Annotated in this window: 20 protein-coding genes and 1 tRNA gene; 10 read left to right on the plus strand and 11 right to left on the minus strand. The window is 67.7% G+C overall.

Going from position 1 to position 19,920, the window contains the following annotated elements; translation table 11 throughout:
• The first annotated feature begins 104 nt into the window (after nt 1-104).
• Nucleotides 105-365, plus strand: a complete 261-nt coding sequence (locus tag DFR50_RS07290) for a hypothetical protein (protein ID WP_113888534.1) — start codon at nt 105-107, stop codon at nt 363-365.
• Between the two features lie 20 nt (nt 366-385).
• Here the strand turns inward: DFR50_RS07290 and DFR50_RS07295 are convergent, their stop codons facing one another.
• From DFR50_RS07295 to DFR50_RS07305, 3 genes are all read right to left on the minus strand, one after another.
• Nucleotides 386-892 carry a GcrA family cell cycle regulator gene (locus DFR50_RS07295; protein ID WP_170153092.1) on the minus strand — a complete coding sequence of 169 codons (507 nt, stop codon included), beginning with the start codon at nt 890-892 and terminating at the stop codon, nt 386-388.
• 378 nt (nt 893-1,270) lie between these two features.
• Nucleotides 1,271-2,125: a hypothetical protein gene (locus tag DFR50_RS07300; protein ID WP_113888536.1), complete on the minus strand. Its 855-nt coding sequence runs from the start codon at nt 2,123-2,125 to the stop codon at nt 1,271-1,273.
• A 150-nt stretch (nt 2,126-2,275) separates the two neighbouring features.
• On the minus strand, nt 2,276-3,079 hold the full coding sequence (locus DFR50_RS07305) for a hypothetical protein (RefSeq protein ID WP_147262675.1): 804 nt from the start codon (nt 3,077-3,079) through the stop codon (nt 2,276-2,278).
• Between the two features lie 363 nt (nt 3,080-3,442).
• Between DFR50_RS07305 and DFR50_RS07310 the strand changes: the two genes are divergently transcribed.
• Nucleotides 3,443-3,658 carry a hypothetical protein gene (locus DFR50_RS07310; protein WP_113888538.1) on the plus strand — a complete coding sequence of 72 codons (216 nt, stop codon included), beginning with the start codon at nt 3,443-3,445 and terminating at the stop codon, nt 3,656-3,658.
• Between the two features lie 124 nt (nt 3,659-3,782).
• Here the strand turns inward: DFR50_RS07310 and DFR50_RS07315 are convergent.
• From DFR50_RS07315 to coaD, 4 genes are all read right to left on the minus strand, one after another.
• A tRNA-Leu gene (locus DFR50_RS07315) sits at nt 3,783-3,869 on the minus strand.
• A 243-nt stretch (nt 3,870-4,112) separates the two neighbouring features.
• Nucleotides 4,113-5,042: an SRPBCC family protein gene (locus tag DFR50_RS07325; protein WP_113888540.1), complete on the minus strand. Its 930-nt coding sequence runs from the start codon at nt 5,040-5,042 to the stop codon at nt 4,113-4,115.
• Nucleotides 5,035-5,382, minus strand: a complete 348-nt coding sequence (locus DFR50_RS07330) for an ArsR/SmtB family transcription factor (RefSeq protein WP_113888541.1) — start codon at nt 5,380-5,382, stop codon at nt 5,035-5,037. Before DFR50_RS07330 ends, DFR50_RS07325 begins: the two co-directional genes overlap by 8 nt.
• Nucleotides 5,383-5,501: 119 nt before the next feature.
• Nucleotides 5,502-6,008, minus strand: coding sequence for a pantetheine-phosphate adenylyltransferase (gene coaD / locus DFR50_RS07335; RefSeq protein WP_113888542.1), 507 nt, complete (start codon nt 6,006-6,008; stop codon nt 5,502-5,504).
• Between the two features lie 119 nt (nt 6,009-6,127).
• Here coaD and DFR50_RS07340 point away from each other — a divergent pair, with 119 nt between their 5' ends.
• The 7 genes from DFR50_RS07340 (at nt 6,128) to DFR50_RS07370 (ending at nt 14,867) form a co-directional block, all read left to right on the plus strand.
• Nucleotides 6,128-6,637 (plus strand): OsmC family protein, encoded by a 510-nt coding sequence (locus tag DFR50_RS07340; protein WP_113888543.1) that lies wholly within the window; start codon nt 6,128-6,130, stop codon nt 6,635-6,637.
• 175 nt (nt 6,638-6,812) lie between these two features.
• Entirely contained in the window at nt 6,813-8,060 is a 1,248-nt protein-coding gene (locus tag DFR50_RS07345) for an ABC transporter substrate-binding protein (RefSeq protein ID WP_113888544.1), read from the plus strand.
• A gap of 21 nt (nt 8,061-8,081) precedes the next feature.
• The gene (locus DFR50_RS07350) at nt 8,082-8,963 is read left to right on the plus strand and encodes a carbohydrate ABC transporter permease (RefSeq protein WP_113888545.1); all 882 of its coding nucleotides are present in this window, start codon (nt 8,082-8,084) and stop codon (nt 8,961-8,963) included.
• Nucleotides 8,960-9,844, plus strand: a complete 885-nt coding sequence (locus tag DFR50_RS07355) for a carbohydrate ABC transporter permease (protein WP_113888546.1) — start codon at nt 8,960-8,962, stop codon at nt 9,842-9,844. The genes DFR50_RS07350 and DFR50_RS07355 overlap by 4 nt, the downstream gene beginning before the upstream one ends.
• The gene (locus DFR50_RS07360) at nt 9,841-10,902 is read left to right on the plus strand and encodes a LacI family DNA-binding transcriptional regulator (RefSeq protein ID WP_113888547.1); all 1,062 of its coding nucleotides are present in this window, start codon (nt 9,841-9,843) and stop codon (nt 10,900-10,902) included. Before DFR50_RS07355 ends, DFR50_RS07360 begins: the two co-directional genes overlap by 4 nt.
• A 92-nt stretch (nt 10,903-10,994) precedes the next feature.
• Entirely contained in the window at nt 10,995-12,905 is a 1,911-nt protein-coding gene (locus DFR50_RS07365; protein ID WP_113888548.1) for a glycoside hydrolase family 127 protein, read from the plus strand.
• A gap of 123 nt (nt 12,906-13,028) precedes the next feature.
• Nucleotides 13,029-14,867 (plus strand): tannase/feruloyl esterase family alpha/beta hydrolase, encoded by a 1,839-nt coding sequence (locus DFR50_RS07370; protein WP_113888549.1) that lies wholly within the window; start codon nt 13,029-13,031, stop codon nt 14,865-14,867.
• A gap of 34 nt (nt 14,868-14,901) precedes the next feature.
• Here the strand turns inward: DFR50_RS07370 and DFR50_RS07375 are convergent, their stop codons facing one another.
• The 4 genes from DFR50_RS07375 to DFR50_RS31950 form a co-directional block, all read right to left on the minus strand.
• Nucleotides 14,902-16,104 (minus strand): arabinose transporter, encoded by a 1,203-nt coding sequence (locus DFR50_RS07375; RefSeq protein WP_113888550.1) that lies wholly within the window; start codon nt 16,102-16,104, stop codon nt 14,902-14,904.
• A 207-nt stretch (nt 16,105-16,311) separates the two neighbouring features.
• On the minus strand, nt 16,312-16,521 hold the full coding sequence (locus DFR50_RS31240) for a hypothetical protein (protein ID WP_147262676.1): 210 nt from the start codon (nt 16,519-16,521) through the stop codon (nt 16,312-16,314).
• Nucleotides 16,522-16,671: 150 nt separating this feature from the next.
• Nucleotides 16,672-18,306 carry a thiamine pyrophosphate-binding protein gene (locus DFR50_RS07380; RefSeq protein ID WP_113888551.1) on the minus strand — a complete coding sequence of 545 codons (1,635 nt, stop codon included), beginning with the start codon at nt 18,304-18,306 and terminating at the stop codon, nt 16,672-16,674.
• An 82-nt stretch (nt 18,307-18,388) separates the two neighbouring features.
• Nucleotides 18,389-18,526, minus strand: a complete 138-nt coding sequence (locus DFR50_RS31950; protein WP_170153093.1) for a hypothetical protein — start codon at nt 18,524-18,526, stop codon at nt 18,389-18,391.
• 606 nt (nt 18,527-19,132) lie between these two features.
• On the opposite strand from DFR50_RS31950, the gene DFR50_RS07385 reads away from it, so the two are divergent.
• A complete protein-coding gene (locus tag DFR50_RS07385; protein ID WP_147262677.1) occupies nt 19,133-19,801 on the plus strand; it encodes a hypothetical protein in 669 nt (222 codons plus the stop codon).
• The last annotated feature ends 119 nt before the right edge of the window (nt 19,802-19,920 follow it).

The following is a 19,920-nucleotide window of genomic DNA, read 5'->3' on the forward strand; positions in this document are numbered from 1 at the left end:
CGGTGGAAGGTCGCCGTGCGGTGAGCCCTCAATCCGACATGTTGCTGCGGAACGGTTGACCCTCGTGACGAGGCGAGGGGTTCGCGCGCGCGGGAGGCGTAGCGATGGCCAGACTGCCGGCCGACGAGGACTATGCGCGGGCTCTGCTGTCGATTTTCAAGGCGCGGAAAATCCGCGCGCGCCAGACGCTGCGCCTGAGCGAGGCGAGGGCCGCCTTTCTGTTCCAGAACATGGGCCGTCTCGCCGATTTCGACGCAGCGCTGCAGTACGCAACCAGCCAGGGCTGGCTCGCGCTCGCGCTCGACATGATCCGCCTGACGGCGCCCGGCGCCGACGAAATGCAGACCGTCGGCGGATTCTCGTGAGGCGTCCCGGCCGAATCCGGTCACGGGTTCGGCGCCCGATAGATCAGGCGACAATGTCCCGCGCAATAGGCGCGACCCCTCGCGACCGGAAGACCGCAATAGGCGAAATCATCCTGCCCGGGGTCGCCGAGCGGCCACCGGCACTCGGTTTCGCCGATCTCGGCAAGTCCGATCCGGCGCATCTCCTCGACCACCGCGTGCGCGAACGCCGATCGACCGGCCCTCCGTTTTTCCCTCGCGACAGCCGGAACGCGGTCTCGGGGCCGGGGGACGGAGTCTTCGCGCGCCTGCGGCCGCGGCTTGCGGGCCGGGGGCGGCGCCCGGCCCCAGCAGAGCGCCGGCGCCGGCGCCGGGGCGTCTTCTCCGCCCAGCCCCGAGCGCGCGCCGTTGAGCTTGATCCCGATGCGATTGGCCTTGCCGATCACAGCGCTGCGCGAAGGCGCGCCGAGCGCCGCCGCGATCCATGCGGCGCTTCGCCCTTCGAGCGCGAATTTCCTGAGCGTCTCGACGGTCTGCTCTGTCCACATCCTCGCACCCCCTCGCCTGCGCGCGCGCCCGCTGGCAATGGCGGACGCCGACGCTCTGTTGGAATAGTCGCAGGTGGATCGTACGCAGAAGTTGTCTTCAACCCTGTTCAGCAATGCAGTCGATTTGTCTCGAAACATTTCGAAAAAAAGCTGCGAAATAAAAACGAAGTCCAGCGCGACAATAGCCTGGTAGGAAAACGCCCATTTTTGCCTGATCGGTTTCAGACCGAATCTACGCGAAAGGCTGCTCACCCGCTTCGCGAGGCGTCGTTTCGAACGCCGCACCTCTCAAGTTAACACAACTTTAGGTTTTATCAAGGTCGATCTACAACCGCGCCTGCCGCGGGCGGACTCGTTGCGGCGTCGCCTCGCCATCGATCATGGCGCGGCGACGAGGCGCGGGTAGTCGGCCTCGGCCAATGTGCGCCTGAGCCGGGTCAACTGCTCGGCGAACGGGATGAAGAGTTGCAGGTAGACGTACACCTGGTCGCGCGAGGGCGGACTGGCGCCGGAGGGATGGCCCTGCTCGGTTCGCGTGACCCGGAGGATGGACTGCAGGGTGGTCAAGGCCTCCATGGCGTCGCTCGCCTCCTGCCCGGGCAATAGCGAGAGAACCGGCTTGACGGCTTCCCCGAACCGCATGACCCTGGCGCGAATGTTCGAACCGTCGCCGACGCGGGTGAAGTGCTTGCCGTGGGTCCGGCTGTCCCTGGCGGTCTCGAGCAAGCGCAGGAACTCGGCTTCCGCCGCGACGCCGAGCAACACGCACGCCGAGAGCAGACAACCCGCGTAGAAGGCGGTGACGGCTTCCCTGAGATAGACGACGGCGTCGGGGGAGAGATCGATCGCCTCGGAATGAAGCGCCTTCATAAACTCGAATTTGTTGTGAAATCGATAGAGGCCGTGCTGCAGGGCGCATTCGCCAAAACGACTGAGCCGCAGCCAGGGCCAGCCCGGGTTGGCGGCGTTCAGTCCGAACGTCACGACGCCCTGACGGAACAGGTCCCAGACGATCTCCAGGATGAGTTCGCCGTCTTCCTGGCGCAGTCGGACAGGCCCCGGGTCGACCCCGTGCTGTCGGGAGTCGCTTCCGTCCTTTCGGGACAACGCCAGCGCGGCCTGCTCGAGAATCCTCTCGAACCTGTCCACGCCGTTGTCGCGCGCGTTCAGCAGGAGATCGATGACGATTTCCCGCAACTCCTCGTAGCTATGCTCGTGCGCCAGCGACGTCATGGTGCTCTCCCGCTTCGAGATTGACGAGACCGGTTGATGACCGCTCCCCTGGTCGTCGGCCTGACCCGGGCGCGGCGCCCGGAAGGGCGACGCCGGGGGGCGGCCCTGCCCTCCGCCGCGCTCTCCGCGCCGCTCGGGAACCGTCGTCGGTCAGCGAAGCCGAAGCAGCCGCGCCCCGGGGCGTTCGTTGAAGTCCCGACGCAGACGCGCGGCCTGCCTGGCGAAGGGGATGAACAGGGTAAGATGGAGGTAGACCTGGTCGCGCGACGGGGGGCGCGCGCCGAGCGGCTTGCCCGATTCGTCCCGCGCCGCCCGGATCACCGACTGGATCGCTTCCAGGTTGGCGTCCAGGTCCTCGGTCGCGGCCTCCGGCAAGCCGGCGCGGATCTCGGCCATCGCGGTCCTGAATTGCGCGATTTTCGCTGCGAGCGTCTGCCCGTCGCCAATGCGCCGGAAACGCCCGCCCCAGGCCGCGCTGGCTTTCGCGGCGGCGAGCAGTCTCAGGAACTCGCCCTCGGCGGCCAAGGCGAGCAGGACGGCGGCCGAGAGCAGGCAATCCATGTAGAAGGCCGCCGCCGCCTCCCTGAGGTAGACGAGAGCGTCATGAGAGACGCCGCCCGCCTCGAGAGGCAGGGTTTTCGCAAGCCTCCGGTCCGAGCAATCGGGATCGGGACCTCGCCCCGGCGCAGGACGGGCGCGGCTGCGCCTGAGGCCGGGCCAGCCGGACGTCGGCGCGTCGGGACAGAAGGTCGCGATCCCCCGGCGGGCGAGATCCCAGCCCGTTTCGAGCGCCCGCTCCGAATCGCCCGGCGGCAGCCGTGTGGCGGGGTGGAGCGAAAACGGGTTGGGCGCCGTGTCGAGCCCCGCCCGCCGCTCCAGTTCGCGCGCCGTCTTTTCCAGGAGCGTGTCGAAGGTCTTCACGCCGCGATCGCCCGCGTCCAGCACGACGTCCAAGACGATTTCGCCCAAGTCGTCGCAACCGCGACCCCGTCCGTTCGCGTCCATTTCGAATGCCTCCGCTCGCGAGGCTGCGATTCCCGCATCGGTCGCCCCGCCGGCAGGGTCCGGGGTTCGCCTTACGCCGGGCTGGTTTCCGCAGCGGTCGCCGACGACGCGGGAGGCGAGACACGGGCGGCGAGAGGGGCGGCGCCTTCGAAGCCTCGAGGATCGGGCAAGCCTGACAGCGGACGGTGGAGCCGCTGGAAGTGGACGCGCATCCGGCTTTAACGGAATTCAAACGGGTCGTGCGGCACATCCGGTCTGGATGAAATAAAATTCAAAAACGGCTCGGCGGGGGCGGCCAGACAGGGGGCCAGCTTGAAGCGTGACGACCTTCTCGAAGCGATCGATCTTCTCGATCAGCTCGCGCATGTGACGTTCATGGCGACCCGGGGGACGATCCACGAGGTCAGGGCGCGCGAAATCAGCGATCGAATCGGAAAGTTCAGCCAGCGGGTGGGAGCGGACGGCGCCGGCCGGATGATGGAGAGGGCGAGCGAACCGGACGCCGTCGAGTTTCCGTGGAAGCTGTGACGTCGGCGCGGCCCCGCCTCGGACATCGACCTTCCGTTTTCCGACGCGGCCCCCGTCCCGACGGCTTCGGCCAGCGCCGCCTCGCCGGGAAGCCGCTCACAAACGCGCGCGGCTTTGGAAACGATGGTGCGGTCAAGAGGACTCGAACCTCCACTCCGGTTAAAGAACTAGCACCTCAAGCTAGCGCGTCTACCAATTCCGCCATGACCGCACGGAAGCCCCGCGCCACGCGGCGCGAAGCGGAGGCGCGTCGTCTAGCAAAACGCTTGCGCCGTGACAAGCGCGACAACGCCGCGAGAAACAACGAACTGGCGCGGTCGGGGGCGACGATGCCGGCGCGGAACGCCGCCGCCGCGCCCGCCCGGCGAGCCGAGACGCGCCCTTCCGCGAGCGCGGCCGGCGCGATCGGCGACCGCGCCGGCGGCGACGTTCGCAATCGGCCGCGAGGACCGCGCTAGTCCAGCGTCGCCCCGAGCCGGTCGAGCAGGAAGGCCGTGCCGCGCTCGCGCGAGCCGTCGTCGTCGTAGCCGTCGAGGAACGCGCCCTGTTCCGTGACCTTCAGGGTCGCGCGGCCGGGGCCTTGCGCGGAAAGCTCCATCGTGGCGAGCGAGACGGAGATCTTCGCGTCGTTGAGCCACATCACGTAGCTGTAGACGATGCGCGCTTCGGGAATGATGTCGTGGTAGACGGCGTCGAAGGCGGAGACGACGCCGTTCTTCCAGCGGCCCGACGCGCGCTCGCTTCCGCCGACGCGGAAGTCCATGCTGCGCTCGAGCGCGTCCCACTCGCTGGCCGACCCGCCGAACCATCTGGACTTCGCGTCCGGGTCGGACAGCGCCCGCCAGACGCGCGCGACCGGCGCGGCGTACGTGCGCTCGACGGTGAAGACGCCGTAAGCGACGGAGCGCCTGGCCTCGAGGCGCAGGAGTTCGTCGGACAGATTGTCGAGCGTCTGCGCCCAGCCCTTGGGAGCGCCTTCCGCCATCCAGGCCGCCTCGGGGTCGAGGACCGTGTAGCTCTGCGTCACGTCGAGCCGCGTCCCGCCGGGCGTTTCGGAGAAATCGATCTCCGTGAAGGCGCGAAACAGGGCGCGGCCGTTCGGCTCCTCGACCGTAAAGTCGATCGCCAGCCGGCCGAACGGCGACGCTTCCCTGACGACGCCGCGCGCCCAGTGCTCTTCGCCCGCGGGCGAGCGCATCAGCACTTCGAACGGGCCGCCGACGACGAGTTCGACCCTGGCTTCGGGAATGGTGAAGCCGGCCGGAGCGAACCAGCGTTTCACGGCCTCCGCGCTGCTGAAGGCGGCGAAGGCCCGCTGGCGCGAGGCGTGGACGGTGCGCGATATTCGAACCGGCGCCGGCCTTGGCGCGGCAGTCTCATCCATGGGGTTCTCCTTCGTCGGTCAGGGTCGAAAGGTAGGCGCCCAGCCGGTCGAGGCGGTGTTCCCATTCGGTCCGCCTGTCGTTGATCCATCGTTCGGCGCGGCTCAGCGCTTCGGGCTCGACCCGGCACATCCGCACCCGGCCCGACTTTTCCGAGCGAACGAGCCCCGCCGCCTCCAGCACCGAGAGGTGCTGCATCACCGCCGGGAGCGACATCGCGAGCGGCTTCGCCAGCGCGCCGACCGAGACCGGTTCGCGCGCCAGCCGTTCGAGGATCGTGCGCCGGGTCGGATCGGCGAGGGCGTGAAAAGCTCGGTCGAGCGCGTCCTGATTGTTAAGCACATGCTTAACTATCACGGCGCCAATCACGGCGCCAGCGCTCCGGGGCGAAAAAACTTTTCACCACCAAGGACACCAAGGGACACGAAGGCTTCGGGTATCTTCGTGTCTTTCGTGGTGAATCACGCCCGTCGGGCGGAGAACTTCGTCTTCAGCGCCGCGACCACGCTCGGGGGCGCGAACGCGGAGGCGTCGCCGCCCATCGAGGCGATCTGGCGGACGAGCGTGGCGGTGATCGGGCGCACCGGCGAGGAGGCCGGCACGAAGATGGTGCGCAGATCCGGCGCCATGGCCCGGTTCATGCCGGCCATCTGCATTTCGTAGTTGAAGTCGGTCGAGTCGCGCAGGCCCCGCACGATCAGGGTCGCGCCCGCGTCGCGCGCCGCGTCCACCGCCAGCCCGGAAAAGCTGATCACGTCGAGCGCGCAGCTCGAACCGTCCACAATGGGACCCGCCGCCTCGCGGATCAGCGCCAGCCGTTCCTCCACGGAGAACAGGCCGACCTTGTTCGGGTTGGAGCCGACCCCGACCACCAGGCGGTCGCAGAGCCAGGCGGCCTGCTCGATGACGTCGAGATGCCCGTTGGTCATCGGGTCGAAGGAGCCGGAGAAGAAGCCGATGTGGGTCATGGGCCCAAGACGTAGCCTGCCGCCGGCCGGGCCACAAGCGCGCCCGGAGCGCTCGCGGTTGTTTGCGCGCCCGGCGCGGTTCGGGGCAAGGTGGCGCTCCCAAAGGGAGGAGACCGACCATGAACGCCGACGATTTGCGCGCGCTGCAGGCGCCGCTGAAAGACGCCTACCGCGCCGACGCCGACGCCGCGCGCGTCACCCTGAAGGCGAGGGGCGAACTCGACTCCGATGCGATCGCCTGCAAGGTCGAGACCGGCCGCGCGCTGGCGGCGGCGGGGCTTCATCCCGCGACCGGAGGCAGCGGGCTCGAACTGTGCTCCGGCGACATGCTGCTCGAGGCGCTGGTCGCCTGCGCCGGCGTCACCCTGAAGGCGGTGGCGACGGCGCTGGCGATCCCGCTGCGCTCGGGCCGGGTTCTCGCCGAAGGCGACCTCGACTTCCGCGGCACGCTCGGGGTCGCCAGGGACGCGGCCGTCGGATTCACCGACATCCGCCTGACTTTCGAACTCGACACCGACGCGCAGCAGGACCAGCTCGACACCCTGCTCAAACTCACTGAGCGCTATTGCGTCGTGCTGCAGACGCTCCGGCGCCCGCCGGCGATCGAGGCGAACATATCAAGAGCCTGAGCGGGGCCGGGCGCGCCCTCCGCCGCCGCAGACATGTGAGCGGCGGCGGCGCGCAGGGCTTGTCGATCGCCCGGAGAACGCGTATGACTCTGGGAAAAGCTTTTCCCACGCTGTATGACGGGAAGGAAGCTTTGCGAAGGGACGAAAAAGTCACCATTTCAGGGAGGGAATACACATGTTCACTCGGAAAACCTGGGCCGTTCTTGCGGCCGCGCTTATCGGATCGACGGCGCTGTCCGGCGTCGCCTCGGCCGACACCGCCACGATGTGGGTGAGGGCGAGCGGAACCAATGCGGCCGCCCATCTCGTCGATCTGTGGAACGCCACCCATCCCGACAAGATCGAGCTCACCACCATCCCGGACAACCAGATGGTGACCAAGCTCGCGACCGGCGTCCAGGCCCGCGAGGTCCCCGACCTGGTGTCGTTCGACCTCATCTACATGCCCGATTTCATGAAGGCGGGTTTTCTCGTCGACCTGACGGCCGACCTCAAGGCCGATCCCAACTACGCCTCCGTCGCCCAAGCCTACAAGGACATCGCGACCTACGAGGGCAAGATCTACGGCGCGGGCTTCACGCCGGACGTGTCGATCCTGGTCTGGAACAAGGACCTGTTCAAGAAGGCTGGACTCGATCCTGAAAAGCCGCCGCGCACGATCGGCGAGATCCACGAGGACGCCAAGAAAGTGCGCGCGCTCGGCGGCGACGTCTATGGCTTCTATTTTTCCGGGGCCTGCCCCGGCTGCAACATCTTTACCTCGTCGCCGATGATGGTGGCGGCAGGATCGAAAATTCTGCCCGCCAACGGTAACGACGACGCCTTGACTGGCGAGGGCGTCAAGGACGTGCTCGAAGCGTTCAAGGCGATGTGGAACGAGGGCCTGATCCCGAAGAACGCCCAGGCCGACAACGGCGCCAATTTCACCAGCGAGTTCATGACGGGCAAGATCGGCGTCCAGGGAACTGGCGGCTTTCTCCTTTCCGAACTGAAGAAGAATGCGCCGAACCTCGATTTCGGCGTGACCTTCCTGCCCGGCGCGAAAGAGGGTCAGGCGTCTTCCTTCGTCGGCGGCGATGTCGTCGCGATACCGGCCGGCTCGAAGCATCTCGATCTCGCCAAGAAATTCATCGCCTGGGAGCTGACCGACGAGGCGCAGCTCGAGGGGCTGGCCAAGAACAACATTCTCCCGTCTCGTCCCGCGCTCGCCGACAACAAGTATTTCGCCGCCGACCCGCGCGTCGTGACGACGGCGAAGGCGCTCGGCATCGGCTACGTGCCGTGGGTCTATCATTTCGCCGATATGGTGAACTCGGATTCGAGCCCCTGGATCAACATGTTCCAGCGCGCCATCTTCGACGGCGACGTGGACGGGGCGATCGCCGAAGCGCGCCAGAAGATGAAAGAGATCGCCGGTGAATAAGGCTCACCCCGGAGCCTCGACATGGCGCGTTCGCGATCAAGAGGACAGGCGCAGGGCTGGCTCTTTCTGGCGCCCGCGCTCCTGTTCGTCGCCCTTTTCGTGATTGCGCCGCTCGGGCAGCTCGCGGCGACGTCGATGACGGACCGTTCGCTGCTCGGTGGCGGGCGGTTCATCGGCTTCGCCAATTACGTGAAGATCTGGCACGATTCCGGATTCTGGCGCGCGCTGTTGTTCACCGTCAAATACACCCTCGTCCTGACGCCGATCCTGATGGGGCTCGGCTTTGCGCTGGCGCTGCTTGTCTCGGACAACACGCCGCTCAAGCGCTTGACGCGCACGATTGTCTTCCTTCCGGTCGTCATCGGCCTGTCGAGTTCGAGCCTCCTGTGGTTCTGGCTGTTCGACGAGCGAGTCGGCCTGTTCAACCGGCTGCTGGTCGATTTGCATGTGATCCGCGAGCCGATGGTATGGTTCGTCAGCGCCGACCTCGCCTTCTGGGCCGTCGTGATCGCGATCACATGGAAGGTCGTCGGCTTCGGCATGGTGCTGTTCGTTTCGGGGATCCAGGCGATTCATTCCGACATTCTGGAGGCCGCCCTGGTCGACGGCGCCGGCTATTGGGCGCGCGTGCGGTTGATCATCCTGCCGCTCTGTCGTCGCGTGCTTCTGCTGACGACGCTGGTCAGCGCCATCGGCTCGATGCTCGCCTTCGACCAGTTCTACATCATGACGTCCGGCGGTCCGCGCGGGCAGACTTTCACCGCCGTCTACTCGATCTATCAGAGCTCGTTCGTCTCGTTCCGGCTCGGCTATGGCGCCGCGCTGTCGATCGTGCTGATGCTGATCATTCTCGTCCTTTCGGCTGTGCAGATCGCGCTGACGGCGCGGGGGGCGGAGCCATGACTGCGGCCGTCGTCGCCACGGGCGCGCGCGCCTTGCCAGCCCGGCGCAAACGCCTCGCCCCGTCGGCGCTCCTGGCCTCCGCCGCCTGCGTCGGAGTCATCGCCGTCATGGGCGCGCCGCTCGCGCTGTCGTTCCTCGCCTCGATCAAGACGCCCGCCGACGCTTCCGCGATCCCGCCCCATTATCTTCCGCAGGCCCTGAGCGCGGACAACTACTTCAAGGTCATCGGCTACGAGGCCGGGCTTGCGACCTATGTCGCCAATTCCGGCCTCGTCGCGCTGATGACGATCGTCGCCTGCATCGCGCTCGCCGCGCCCGCCGGCTACGGCCTCGCCCGCTTCGACATGCGCGGCAAGGAGGTCGCGTTCCTTCTTCTGCTCGCGCCGATCATGATCCCTTACCAGGCCCTGCTGACGCCCCTCTATCTCGACTTCGCCAAGGTCGGGCTGGTCAATACCCGCGTCGGCCTGGCGATCGTCCACACCATCTTGCAGTTGCCGTTTTCGATCTACCTCATGCGCAACAGCTTCGAGGCGATCCCGCGCGAGATCGAGGAAGCCGCGATGCTCGACGGCTGTTCGTCCTTGAGCCGCCTGATCCATATCTTTTTGCCGCTCGCGCTGCCGGCGATCGTCACGGTGGCGCTGTTCGCCTTCATCAATTCCTGGAACGAGTTTCTGGCCGCGCTGATCTTCATGAACCGCGAATCCTCCTTCACTGTGCCGATCCTTCTGGTCAGCGTGCAGATCGGCCATCACGGCGCGGTCGACTGGGGCGCCCTGCAGGCCAGCATCATGATCGCGATCCTGCCCTGTCTCGCGGTCTACCTGGCGCTGCAGCGCTACTACATCTCCGGCCTGCTGTCGGGCGGGGTGAAATGAACGATCGGCTCGGCGACGACCCGGAGCTCGACGAGGAGGCTCGTGCGCCGGGCGCGCGAACGATCCGAGACGTCGCGCGGCTGGCCGGCGTTTCGATCGGCACGGCGTCCAAGGCGCTCAACGCCAATGGGCGACTGAGCGCAAAGACCCGGGCCAAGGTGCTCAAGGTCGCCGAGGAGCTCGACTATCGGCCCAACAACCTGGCCCAGAGCCTGCATCGCGCGCGCTCGATGACCGTCGGGATTCTGTCAAACGACAACTACGGCCGGTTCACGTTCCCGATCGTCGCGGCGCTCGAGAGACGCCTGTTCGACAGCGGGATCGCCGTCTTCATGTGCAACGCCACCGACGATCCGGCGCGCGAGCGGCGCCACATCGATCAACTGCTGCGCAAGCGTGTCGACGGCCTCATCGTCACCGCGCGCCGCGCCGACCGCAGAGAGCCGATCGAGCCTGCCGCGCGCGGCCTGCCGGTGGTCTACGTGTTCGCGCGGGTCGACAATCCGGATGCGCTCTGTCTTCTCCCCGACGACGAAGGCGGAGCCAGGCTAGCCGTCGAACACCTCGCCCGGCTCGGCCGCAAGCGGATCGCTCATATCACCGGTCCGGAGCATTTCGAGGCGGTTCGGCTGCGCGAGAAGGGTTTTCGCGCGGCGCTGGCTTCCGCCGGCCTCGCCGCGCCGCCTGGCGCCTGCCGGTCCGGCCGCTGGTCGGAAGAATGGGGGCGCGAGGCGGTTCGCGATCTTTTCGCGAGACCCGCCGCGGCGCCCGACGCGCTTTTCTGCGGCAACGATCAGATCGCGCGGGGCGCGCTCGACGCGCTCAACGAGATTGGCCTCTCCGTCCCTGGCGACGTCGCGGTGGTCGGCTTCGACAACTGGGAGGTGATGACGTCTGGCGCCCGGCCGCCGCTCACCAGCGTCGACATGAACCTCGACGCGCTCGGAACGGCGGCGGGCGATGCGCTCCTTCAGATGATGGCCGGCTCGAAGCTCTGCGGCGTCAGCCGGCTGCCGTGTTCGCTCGTGGTGCGGGCGTCCTGCGGCGCCATTCTCTAGGGCCGGGTCGCTGACCCGGCCAGGCGCGGTCAGCGACCGCGCCCGACAGGGACGAGGCGCCAGGTGAGGCAACTACGAAGAGGAGAACGACCATGAGCCCATCGCGCTATGCGCCGATTCCTTTCGCCGACGTGAGGATCACCGGCCCGTTCTGGCGCGAACGGCTCGACACGGTGCTCGAGCGCACGATCCCGAGCCAGCACGCCAAGCTCGCCGAGGTCGGCATTCTCGCGTCGCTCGCGCTGCCGAAGCCGGTTCCGCCGCTGACGATTCCCCGCAACAGCCACAACTTCACCATGCAGGTCTTCTGGGATTCGGATGTCGGCAAGTGGATCGAGGCGGCGAGCTACGCGCTCGCCCACCGGCGCGACCCCGATATCGAGGCCAAGATCGACGCCATCGTCGACGACCTGGAGAAGGCGCAGTCGTCCGACGGCTATCTCAACTGCTGGTACAACGAGCGCGAGCCCGAGAACCGATGGACGAACCTTCGCGACAATCACGAACTCTACAACGCCGGCCACCTGCTCGAAGGCGCGGTCGCCTACGTCCGCGCGACCGGCAAGCGCAAGCTGCTCGACCTGATGGAGCGCTATGTCGACCACATCGCCGCGACCTTCGGGACGGGGCCGGGTCAGAAGCGCGGCTATTGCGGCCATCAGGAGATCGAGCTGGCGCTCGTCAAGCTTTATCGCCTCACCGGCGACAAGCGGCGACTCGCGCTCGCCTCCTACTTCATCGACGAGCGCGGGCGCGAGCCGCACTACTTCACCGCTGAGGCGCTCGCGCGCGGCGACGATCCGGCCGACTACTGGGCCAAGACCTACGAGTACAATCAGTCGCATAGTCCGGTGCGCGAGCAGACCAGGATGGTCGGGCACGCGGTGCGCGGCATGTATATGGCCTCGGCGATGGCCGACCTCGCCTTCGAACTCCATGACGAGGGCCTGAAGCGCGCCTGCGAGGCGCTGTGGCGCGACGTCACGACGGCGCAAATGTATGTCACGGGCGGGCTCGGGCCCGACGCGTCGAACGAGGGCTTCACCGAGCCCTACGACCTGCCCAACGAGACCGCCTACGCCGAAACCTGCGCCTCCGTCGCGCTCGTCTTCTGGGCGCAGCGCATGCTCCATCTCGATCTCGACGGCCGCTACGCCGACGTGATGGAGCTTGCGCTGTTCAACGGCGCGCTGACCGGACTGTCGCGCGAGGGCGCTCATTACTTCTACGCGAACCCGCTCGAGAGCCGCGGCCAGCATCGGCGCTGGGCCTGGCATGTCTGCCCCTGTTGCACGATGAACGTGTCGCGCCTCGTCGCCTCTGTCGCGGGATACGCGCTGTCGGAGAGCGAGACGGGCGTCGCCTTTCATCTCTACGGCGGCTTCGAGACGACGGCGACGATCGGCGGCGTCAGCGTCGCGCTGCGCGAGACCAGCGACTACCCGTGGGCCGGCGACGTGGAGATCGCGATCGACCCGGAAAAGCCGGTCGCGTTCGACCTCAAGCTGCGCGTGCCGGGCTGGGCGGGCGCGGCGACGGCGACGGTCAACGGCGATGACGCCGCGCTTCTTGTCGAGCGCGGCTACGCGACCGTCCGCCGGCGCTGGAGCGCGGGCGACGTCGTGGCCCTGCGACTGCCGATGCCGCCCGAGCGGCTCTACGCGCACCCGAGCGTCCGCATGGACGTCGGACGCGTGGCGCTTCGGCGCGGCCCGCTGATCTATTGCGTCGAGGAGCCCGATAACCCGGGCGGAGCGATCCAGAGCCTGACCCTGCCGCGCGCCGCGGATCTCGCGGCGGAATGGCGCCCGGACCTGATCGGCGGCGCGGTCGCCCTGACCGCCGCGGCCCGCAGGCTGACGCCGGGCGATGCCGAAGGCGCGCTCTATACGGCCACGCCGCCGCGGGCAGAACCCGCGACCCTGACGGCGATCCCCTACTACCTCTGGGCGAACCGCGCTCCCGGATCGATGCAGGTCTGGATCTGCGAAGATCTCGAGTGAGGCTCGAGCCGACCCTCTGCATCGCGCGCATAGCCGTTGACAGCGCGTCCGCGTCATGATGGCCTCTCAACAGACTGCGCCGCGTATTCGTCGGACGCGAGCGAGAAACAGGGGAGGATAGCCATGAGCGCGACCTGCGCGGGCGCCAACGGTTTGGACCGGCGGGCGCTGGTTGGCGGCGCCGGGGTTGCGGCGGCGTTGGCGGGCGCAGGCGCGGCGCTCGCCCAGGACACGGTCCGGCCGGACGAGCTCGCGGTCCGCCCCGCCGCCAAGCGTTCCGCCGCCGATCCGCTTTCGCCCGCCGTCGCCGCGCTCGCCTTGCTCGCTCTCACCGGCGCTGCGCTGGCGGCGGACGGCCAGCCCTGCTCGAAAGTCACCGCCGAACACCTCGCCATTCCCGGGCTCGCGATCACCGGCGCGACCATGCAGGAGGCCGGCGACGGCCTGCCGCGCGCCTGCGTCCTGACGGGCAAGGTCAACGACCGCACCGGCGCCGACGGCCGGCATTACGCCATCGACTTCGAGCTGCGCCTGCCGGCGGACTGGAACGGCCGCTTCCTCGATCAAGGCAACGGCGGCGCCGACGGCGAGGTGAAGCCCGCGGTCGGCGGCGCCGCTGAGGGCGTCGCCGCGGGCGCCGTTCCGGCGCTGGCGCGCGGCTTCGCGGTGCTGTCCTCGGACGGCGGCCATTCCGGCGCCGATCCGGCGAACGCTGCGCGTGGGCTGGCCGCCGGCGTCGCCTTCGGTCTCGATCCCCAGGCGCGGCGCGATTACGGCTATGCCGCGGATATGACGCTCGCCCCGATCGCCAAGGCGATCCTCGCCGCGCATTACGGCCGGAAGCCGGACTTTTCCTACTATGGCGGCTGTTCCAACGGCGGCCGCCACGGCATGGTCGCGGCGGCGCGGATGCCCGAGCAATATGACGGGTTCCTGGTCGGCAATCCCGGCTTCGACCTTCCGCGCGCCGCCCTCCAGCACGCCTGGGACGCGCAGGCTTTCGTGAAGGCCGATCCCGACATCCGCAAGTCCATCACCAAGGACGACGCGGCGCTGATCTCGCGAACAATCACCGCGGCCTGCGACAAGCTCGACGGGATCGAGGACCGGATCACCGCCAATCTCGTGGCCTGCCAGAAGGCGTTCCGCTTCGACAGTCTCGCGTGCAAGGACGGCGAGAGCGCCGGCTGCCTGCCCAAGGCCAAGGTCGAGGCGCTGACAATGAGCTTCGCCGGGCCGCACAATACCAAGGGCGACGCGCTCTACAGCGACTGGCCGGTCGACGGCGGCGTCGGCACGGGCAACTGGCGGATGTGGAAGATCGAGAGCCCGATTCCGCCGTGGAACTTCTACCCGATCATCGCCACCATGGGCGCGGCCTCGCTGCAATATGTCTTCACCACCCCGCCGACCGAGATCGGCGGATCCAACGACGCGCTGATGAAGGGGCTCCTGGCCTTCGACTTCGACAAGGACGCGCCAAAAATCTTCGCCAGGACCGACGCCTATCCGGACTCGGCGATGGACTTCATGACCCCGCCGGGCGTCGACGATCCGAAGCTCGAACAGTTCCGCGCGCTCGACCGCAAGATGGTCGTCACCCACGGTCAGGCCGATCCGGTGTTCTCGATCAACGACACGATCCGCTGGTGGGAGAAGCTCGACGCCAACACGGGCGGCAAGGCGGCCGACAACGTGCGCCTCTTCGCCGTGCCGGGCATGACCCATTGCGACGGCGGCGTGGCGCTCGACAATTTCGACGCGCTGACCGCGCTGACCGACTGGGTCGAGAAAGGCAGGGCCCCCGACCGGATCGTCGCCTCCGTCAATCCGGCGAACAAGGAGACGCCGGCCTCCTGGAGCCCGAGCCGCACGCGCCCGCTCTGCCCCTGGCCGGCCTACGCCCGCTACGCCAGCGGCGATCCGGAGAGCGAGGCGTCCTTCGCCTGCGCCAAGCCGTGAGGATCGCCGGCCCGGCGTAAGAGAGGGAGCGCGTTCAGACGATTTGCGCCCGATCCCTTCGGGCGATGGCGATCACCGTTGCAAATCCGAGGGTCGCGGCCAGTCCGCCGATCAGGAACACGACGCCGTAACCGAAACGGTCGGCGAGCAGCCCTGTCGCCGGCGCGGTGAGCCCATAGGCCAGGTCCTGGAACGCGGCGAAGCCGCCGATCGCGGTGCCGCGCAGGTGCGGCGGGACGCGCCGGACCGCTTCCACGCCCATCGCCGGAAAGATCAGGGAACAGCCGAGCCCGGTCAGAAACGCGCCGGAAAACGCGACGACCGGAGCGCTCGCTGTCCAGACAAGATATTGCCCGACCGCCTCGATAGCCATCGAGGCAAGGGCCACCGGGACGCCGCCGATCCGGTCGGGCAGATGACCGAACGCAACGCGCATCAGCACGAAGGCGAGGCCGAAGCAGGTCAGGCCGAAACCGGCGTGGGACCAGCCGCGGTGCAGGAACAGGAGCGGCATGAAGGCGCCGATCGCGGCGAAGCCGACGCCCTGAAGGCCGACAACCAGACCCGGATCCCAGATCCGTCCGATGATGCGCCAGAAGGACGGGCGCTCGCCGCCCGCGGGGACGACGGCCGGGACCGGCAGCGCCATCAGGAGGCCGATCAGCGGGACGAGCACAGCTGCGCCCATGACGCCGGCGAAACCCGCCTGGTCGAAGAGGGCGAGGCCGACGGGGCCGCCGACCGCGAAGGCGCCGTACATGCCGATGCCGACCAGCGCGATCACCCGGCCCGAGGCCTGCGGGCCCATGATGCCGAAGCCCCACGACAGCAGCCCGACCAACGTCAGGCTTTCGCCAAGTCCCAGCAGCAGTCGTCCGACCATCAGAACGCCGTACGCTAATGAGGCCGACGCGCCCGGCCAACTCGCTGCGAGGCAGACAAGCGCTGCGAACGCGTAGACGACCAGTCCCCGGACCATGCAGTATTTGCCGCCGCGATGATCGGACATTCGCCCGGCCAGGCCGCGCGTCAGAATGGTGGACGCAAACGGCGCGCCGACGGCCAGCCCCGCGAGCGCGTTGCTGAAGCCAAGTCGCGTTGAGACAAAGACCGACGTCACCGGAAGCGACATCGCGACGCAGAGAAAGGAGAGGAAAAGCGCCAGCGTGAGCCAGACAACAAGGCGCAAGGCGCGGTCCCCGTGGACAGGCGCGGTCGGAGTGGAAGAGCACGTCAACGGGCAACCCTTTCTAAGGAGGCCCTGCCGGCAAAAATGGAGGAATCGCGCTGCAAACCGCAACACGACCCGTCGATCCCGCGACAGGGGCGTGCGTTGGTTGACGTAAACGCTTACGGCGAACAATCCGGAGCCAACCGGACGAGTCCACGCGCTCGTGCGTCTATCTTGCGAGGATCAGCCCCGCAACCGTTTTTTTTGCGCTCCCTACCAACGGGGCTTGTCGTAAGCGGTCGGATAATGGACGGGGTCGGCGAAGCGTTTCTTGACTTCCGCCTCGAATTGCGTCGGGTCGGTGACGCCTCTGTTGTAGACGGTCTCCCGGCAATAGGTGAGCGGCATCATGCAGCCCGGCGGCCCGCCGCCGCCCATCGCGTGCGCCGGCTGAACGCCCGCCCCACGAGCAAAACCGCGCAAACGATTCGGCGCCGGGTCGCGTTCGTCATTGTGGTCCTCGTTCGCAAACGCCCGCCCAGACTTGATACGGGGAGCGCGTGCGGTTTGGATCTTCCTCCAGGCGTCATCCCGCTTTCGCAGGGATGCGGGCTGAGTTTCAGCGCTCCCCCTTCACCGGATCGCGATCTCGATCAGCGACGGACCCTCGCGCCGGACCGCTTCGGCCACCGCCGCCGCGATCGCGTCGCGGTCGTCGGCGCGCGCCGACGGCACGCCCATCGAGGCCGCGAGCGAGGGGAAGTCGATCGCCGGGCCGGCGATGTCCATGCCGACGAACCGGCCGGCGACCGCATTGGCGTAGCCGAGGCTCCTGGCCACATTCTGCAGCACGCCGTAGCGGCGGTTGTTGAACACGAAGAACACCACCTTCGCCCGGTAGCGCGCGGCGCTCCACAGCGCCTGGGGCGAGTACATCGCGCCGCCGTCGCCGGCGAACGAGGCGACGAGGCCGGCGCCGGCGAGCGAGGCCCCGACGGCGGCCGGCATGTTGCAGCCGAGCACGCCGCCGCGGGAGAAGAAATAGCGGCCGGGCCGGGTGCTGAGCAGGTCCTGCACCTTGCCGAAGGTGGCGGCCGAATCGTTCGAAATCAGCGTGTCCGCAGGCAGGGCGTCGAGCGCCGCCAGCACCGCGGCGTCCGGGGTCAGCGGCGTCCCGCGGTCGGCGAGGATGTCTTCACGCGCCGCCTCGTGCGCGGCGCGCATGCGCGCGCGCCTCCGCGCGAGCCTGGCTTCGACCGCGCCCCGATCGACGAGCGCCTCGAGCCGCTTCGCCGCGGCGAACAGCGTCGCGCCGATGTCGCCGAGCAAGGCCATGTCGGCGGCGTGCTCGCGGCCGAAGGCTTCCGGGTTGTCGGCGACGTGCAGCACCGCGACGCCCTCCGGCACCGGTTCGGCGGCGCGATAGGGATAGGCGACGAACGCCCGGCCACCGACCAGCACGATCGCCTCAGCGGCCTCGAAATGCTCGCGCATGACCGCGAAGTCGGGTTTCAGCACCCCGGCCCAGCAGGGATGGTCCGAGGGAAAGGCGGCGCGCGAGGTCAGTTGCGTGCCCCAGACCGGAAATCCGCCCGCCGCGGCGAAGGCGACGAGGCCCGGACTGACGGAAGCAGGGAGGTCGTCGCCGAGCACGATCAGAACGCGGTCCGGGTCGAGGCCGGCGAGTCGTTCGGCGAGCAGCGCCGCCTCGGGCGAAGGGCCGGGCCGCGGCGCCGCGGAGGCCGGCGGCGTGCGTCCGCTCACCGGCTCGTCGAGAACGTCCATCGGCAGCGACAGGAACACCGGCCCTTGCGGCGGCGTGCGGGCGATGGCGAAGGCGCGCCGCAGCGCCTGACCGACGTCGTCGCCGCGCCGCACCTCCTTCGCCCATTTGCACACCGGCGTCGCGAGCGCCACGAGATCGCCGGAGAGCCAGGGCTCGGTCATCAGGTGCCGCGTGTCCTGCTGGCCCGCGGTGACCACGAGCGGCGTCTCGCTCGCCTTCGAGGCGACGAGAACGCCCATGGCGTTGCCCAGGCCCCCCATGGCGTGCAGGTTGACGAAGCCCGCCCGACCCGAGGCCAGCGCCCAGCCGTCCGCCATGGCGACGGCGGTCGCCTCCTGCAGGCCGAGGACGTAGACGATGTCGGGCGCCTCGACCAGCGCGTCCATCAGCGGCATCTCGGTCGAGCCGGGATTGCCGAACACGTGGGTGATCCCTTCGTCGCGAAGAATGTCGAGCAGAACGTCGCGGGCGCGGCGAGCCATTGTGCAACCTCGGGCTGGAGAGGGATCACGGGGGAGAAGGCGGGGCGGGCGTCGCGGGCGGGCCGGGCGATCGGGCGCGCCTTCACGCGGGCAGCGCCGCGGCGGGCAACTCGACGCGATGCGGGTCGGTCAGAATTCCGGCCTCGGACATTCGGCCGAGGATTTCCACGTCGAGCCGTCGCCACGCCCGCGCCGGGGGACGCTCCAGAGTTCCGTTCATGCTCGCCTCCGCGGCCGGAGTCTACACCTGGCCGCCGCTGAACACCAACCGCCGGCGCGCGCGGGCTGGGGGTCTTGTGATCGTGGCCCGGATCCCGGCGAGACCTCCATCACCGGCCCTCCCGAGTCCGGTCGTCGACGCCTCATCGACCCGACAGTCGCCGTTCGCGATCGCCGCGTCGTCGCTCCCGCAACCAATCGGCAACCACAATCGGCGACGATTTCGAATCCTCCTTGTCAATCCGTCGCCGTCGTCGCAGTGAAATAAAGAATTCGTCATGTCATTCACAAGCCGAAAAACAGTGGAGTAACCGATATGCCGCGAATGTACGCCGCCAGACACATACTTATACTTGTTAGCGTTGTCGGCGTAAGTCCGGCATTCGCGGCTGATAGACCAATTACATTTGTTGATGCTCCTCCAGCCGTATCCATCGTCCCTCATTCCGGTCTGTTTCTCGGTGTCGGGGCCAGTGCAAACTCGGTCAACTTCAACAATCAGAATGTATATGGTAGAGGAACTTCGGACACCCCGGCTGACTACAATGCGTTCGGAGTCCTTCAGCCGCCAATCGTCGGAACGGCGGCCGGCGGTACGGGGCTCACATTGAGCAACAGTTCGGCATTGGCGCCGGTCATACAGGGCGGCTACTTCACCCACATCAATGACACCCCGTGGATGGGCGGCGTCAAGATGTCCTACACTTATCTCGGAATCAGCTCCTCCAACAATGACTTGCTGATTCCGCAATCAGGAGGGTTCTTGCAGGGCGGTGTGTATACGCCTTTTACAGGAAATTATGTCGTCCAGAGCTATCGACAGACCGTTAACAGCCAGTTTTCACTGATTCCGTTCCTTGGTCATTCGTTCGAGAAGAGCTTTGTCTATCTTGGAGCAGGCCCGACGCTGGCGCAGACGCGGACCCAAATCGAACGGATAACGGGATTTGCCGATGTGGTCGGCGTGCCGACGAGCATCACGGGAATCGGCCAGGGCAGCAACTATTCGTTCAGCCAATGGCTTTGGGGCGTCAGCGCGACAGTCGGCGCAACCTATTTTCTCGACAGGAATTGGTTTGTCGACGTGAATTATGTCGCTTCGATCACTCAGAGCAAGACAAGCAATTGGGGCGGACCGTGGAGCGACACGCCGTCTTCGGGCAGTACGCGAACGGGAACCAACATGGGGACCAGCTCCGGGGGCGTGGTCACGCAGCAGGGGAATCGCACTTGGAATTCGGCGGCCCTTGTGAGCCGGATTTTGCGTTTTGAGTGAGATGGATTCTACCGGGTGGCGGATGATACGCGGCTCGGGAGAATGTGTTGGATCGCTTTATCGAATGCTGGGACGGTCTGGACGACCCGCGCACTGGCAATGCGGCGCTGCACGACTTT

It is taken from the genome of Roseiarcus fermentans (genome assembly GCF_003315135.1).
Taxonomy (GTDB): domain Bacteria; phylum Pseudomonadota; class Alphaproteobacteria; order Rhizobiales; family Beijerinckiaceae; genus Roseiarcus; species Roseiarcus fermentans.

Bases quoted from the DNA above. Each gene is read 5' to 3' on its own strand.
- coaD (WP_113888542.1), bottom strand. From the start codon at position 6,008: ATGACCCACATCGGCTTCTTCTCCGGCTCCTTCGACCCGATGACCAAC.
- DFR50_RS07350 (WP_113888545.1), top strand. From the start codon at position 8,082: ATGGCGCGTTCGCGATCAAGAGGACAGGCGCAGGGCTGGCTCTTTCTG.
- DFR50_RS07290 (WP_113888534.1), top strand. From the start codon at position 105: ATGGCCAGACTGCCGGCCGACGAGGACTATGCGCGGGCTCTGCTGTCG.
- DFR50_RS07300 (WP_113888536.1), bottom strand. From the start codon at position 2,125: ATGACGTCGCTGGCGCACGAGCATAGCTACGAGGAGTTGCGGGAAATC.
- DFR50_RS07365 (WP_113888548.1), top strand. From the start codon at position 10,995: ATGAGCCCATCGCGCTATGCGCCGATTCCTTTCGCCGACGTGAGGATC.
- DFR50_RS07360 (WP_113888547.1), top strand. From the start codon at position 9,841: ATGAACGATCGGCTCGGCGACGACCCGGAGCTCGACGAGGAGGCTCGT.
- DFR50_RS07355 (WP_113888546.1), top strand. From the start codon at position 8,960: ATGACTGCGGCCGTCGTCGCCACGGGCGCGCGCGCCTTGCCAGCCCGG.
- DFR50_RS31950 (WP_170153093.1), bottom strand. From the start codon at position 18,526: ATGAACGGAACTCTGGAGCGTCCCCCGGCGCGGGCGTGGCGACGGCTC.
- DFR50_RS07370 (WP_113888549.1), top strand. From the start codon at position 13,029: ATGAGCGCGACCTGCGCGGGCGCCAACGGTTTGGACCGGCGGGCGCTG.
- DFR50_RS07345 (WP_113888544.1), top strand. From the start codon at position 6,813: ATGTTCACTCGGAAAACCTGGGCCGTTCTTGCGGCCGCGCTTATCGGA.
- DFR50_RS07340 (WP_113888543.1), top strand. From the start codon at position 6,128: ATGAACGCCGACGATTTGCGCGCGCTGCAGGCGCCGCTGAAAGACGCC.
- DFR50_RS07295 (WP_170153092.1), bottom strand. From the start codon at position 892: ATGTGGACAGAGCAGACCGTCGAGACGCTCAGGAAATTCGCGCTCGAA.
- DFR50_RS07325 (WP_113888540.1), bottom strand. From the start codon at position 5,042: ATGGATGAGACTGCCGCGCCAAGGCCGGCGCCGGTTCGAATATCGCGC.
- DFR50_RS07380 (WP_113888551.1), bottom strand. From the start codon at position 18,306: ATGGCTCGCCGCGCCCGCGACGTTCTGCTCGACATTCTTCGCGACGAA.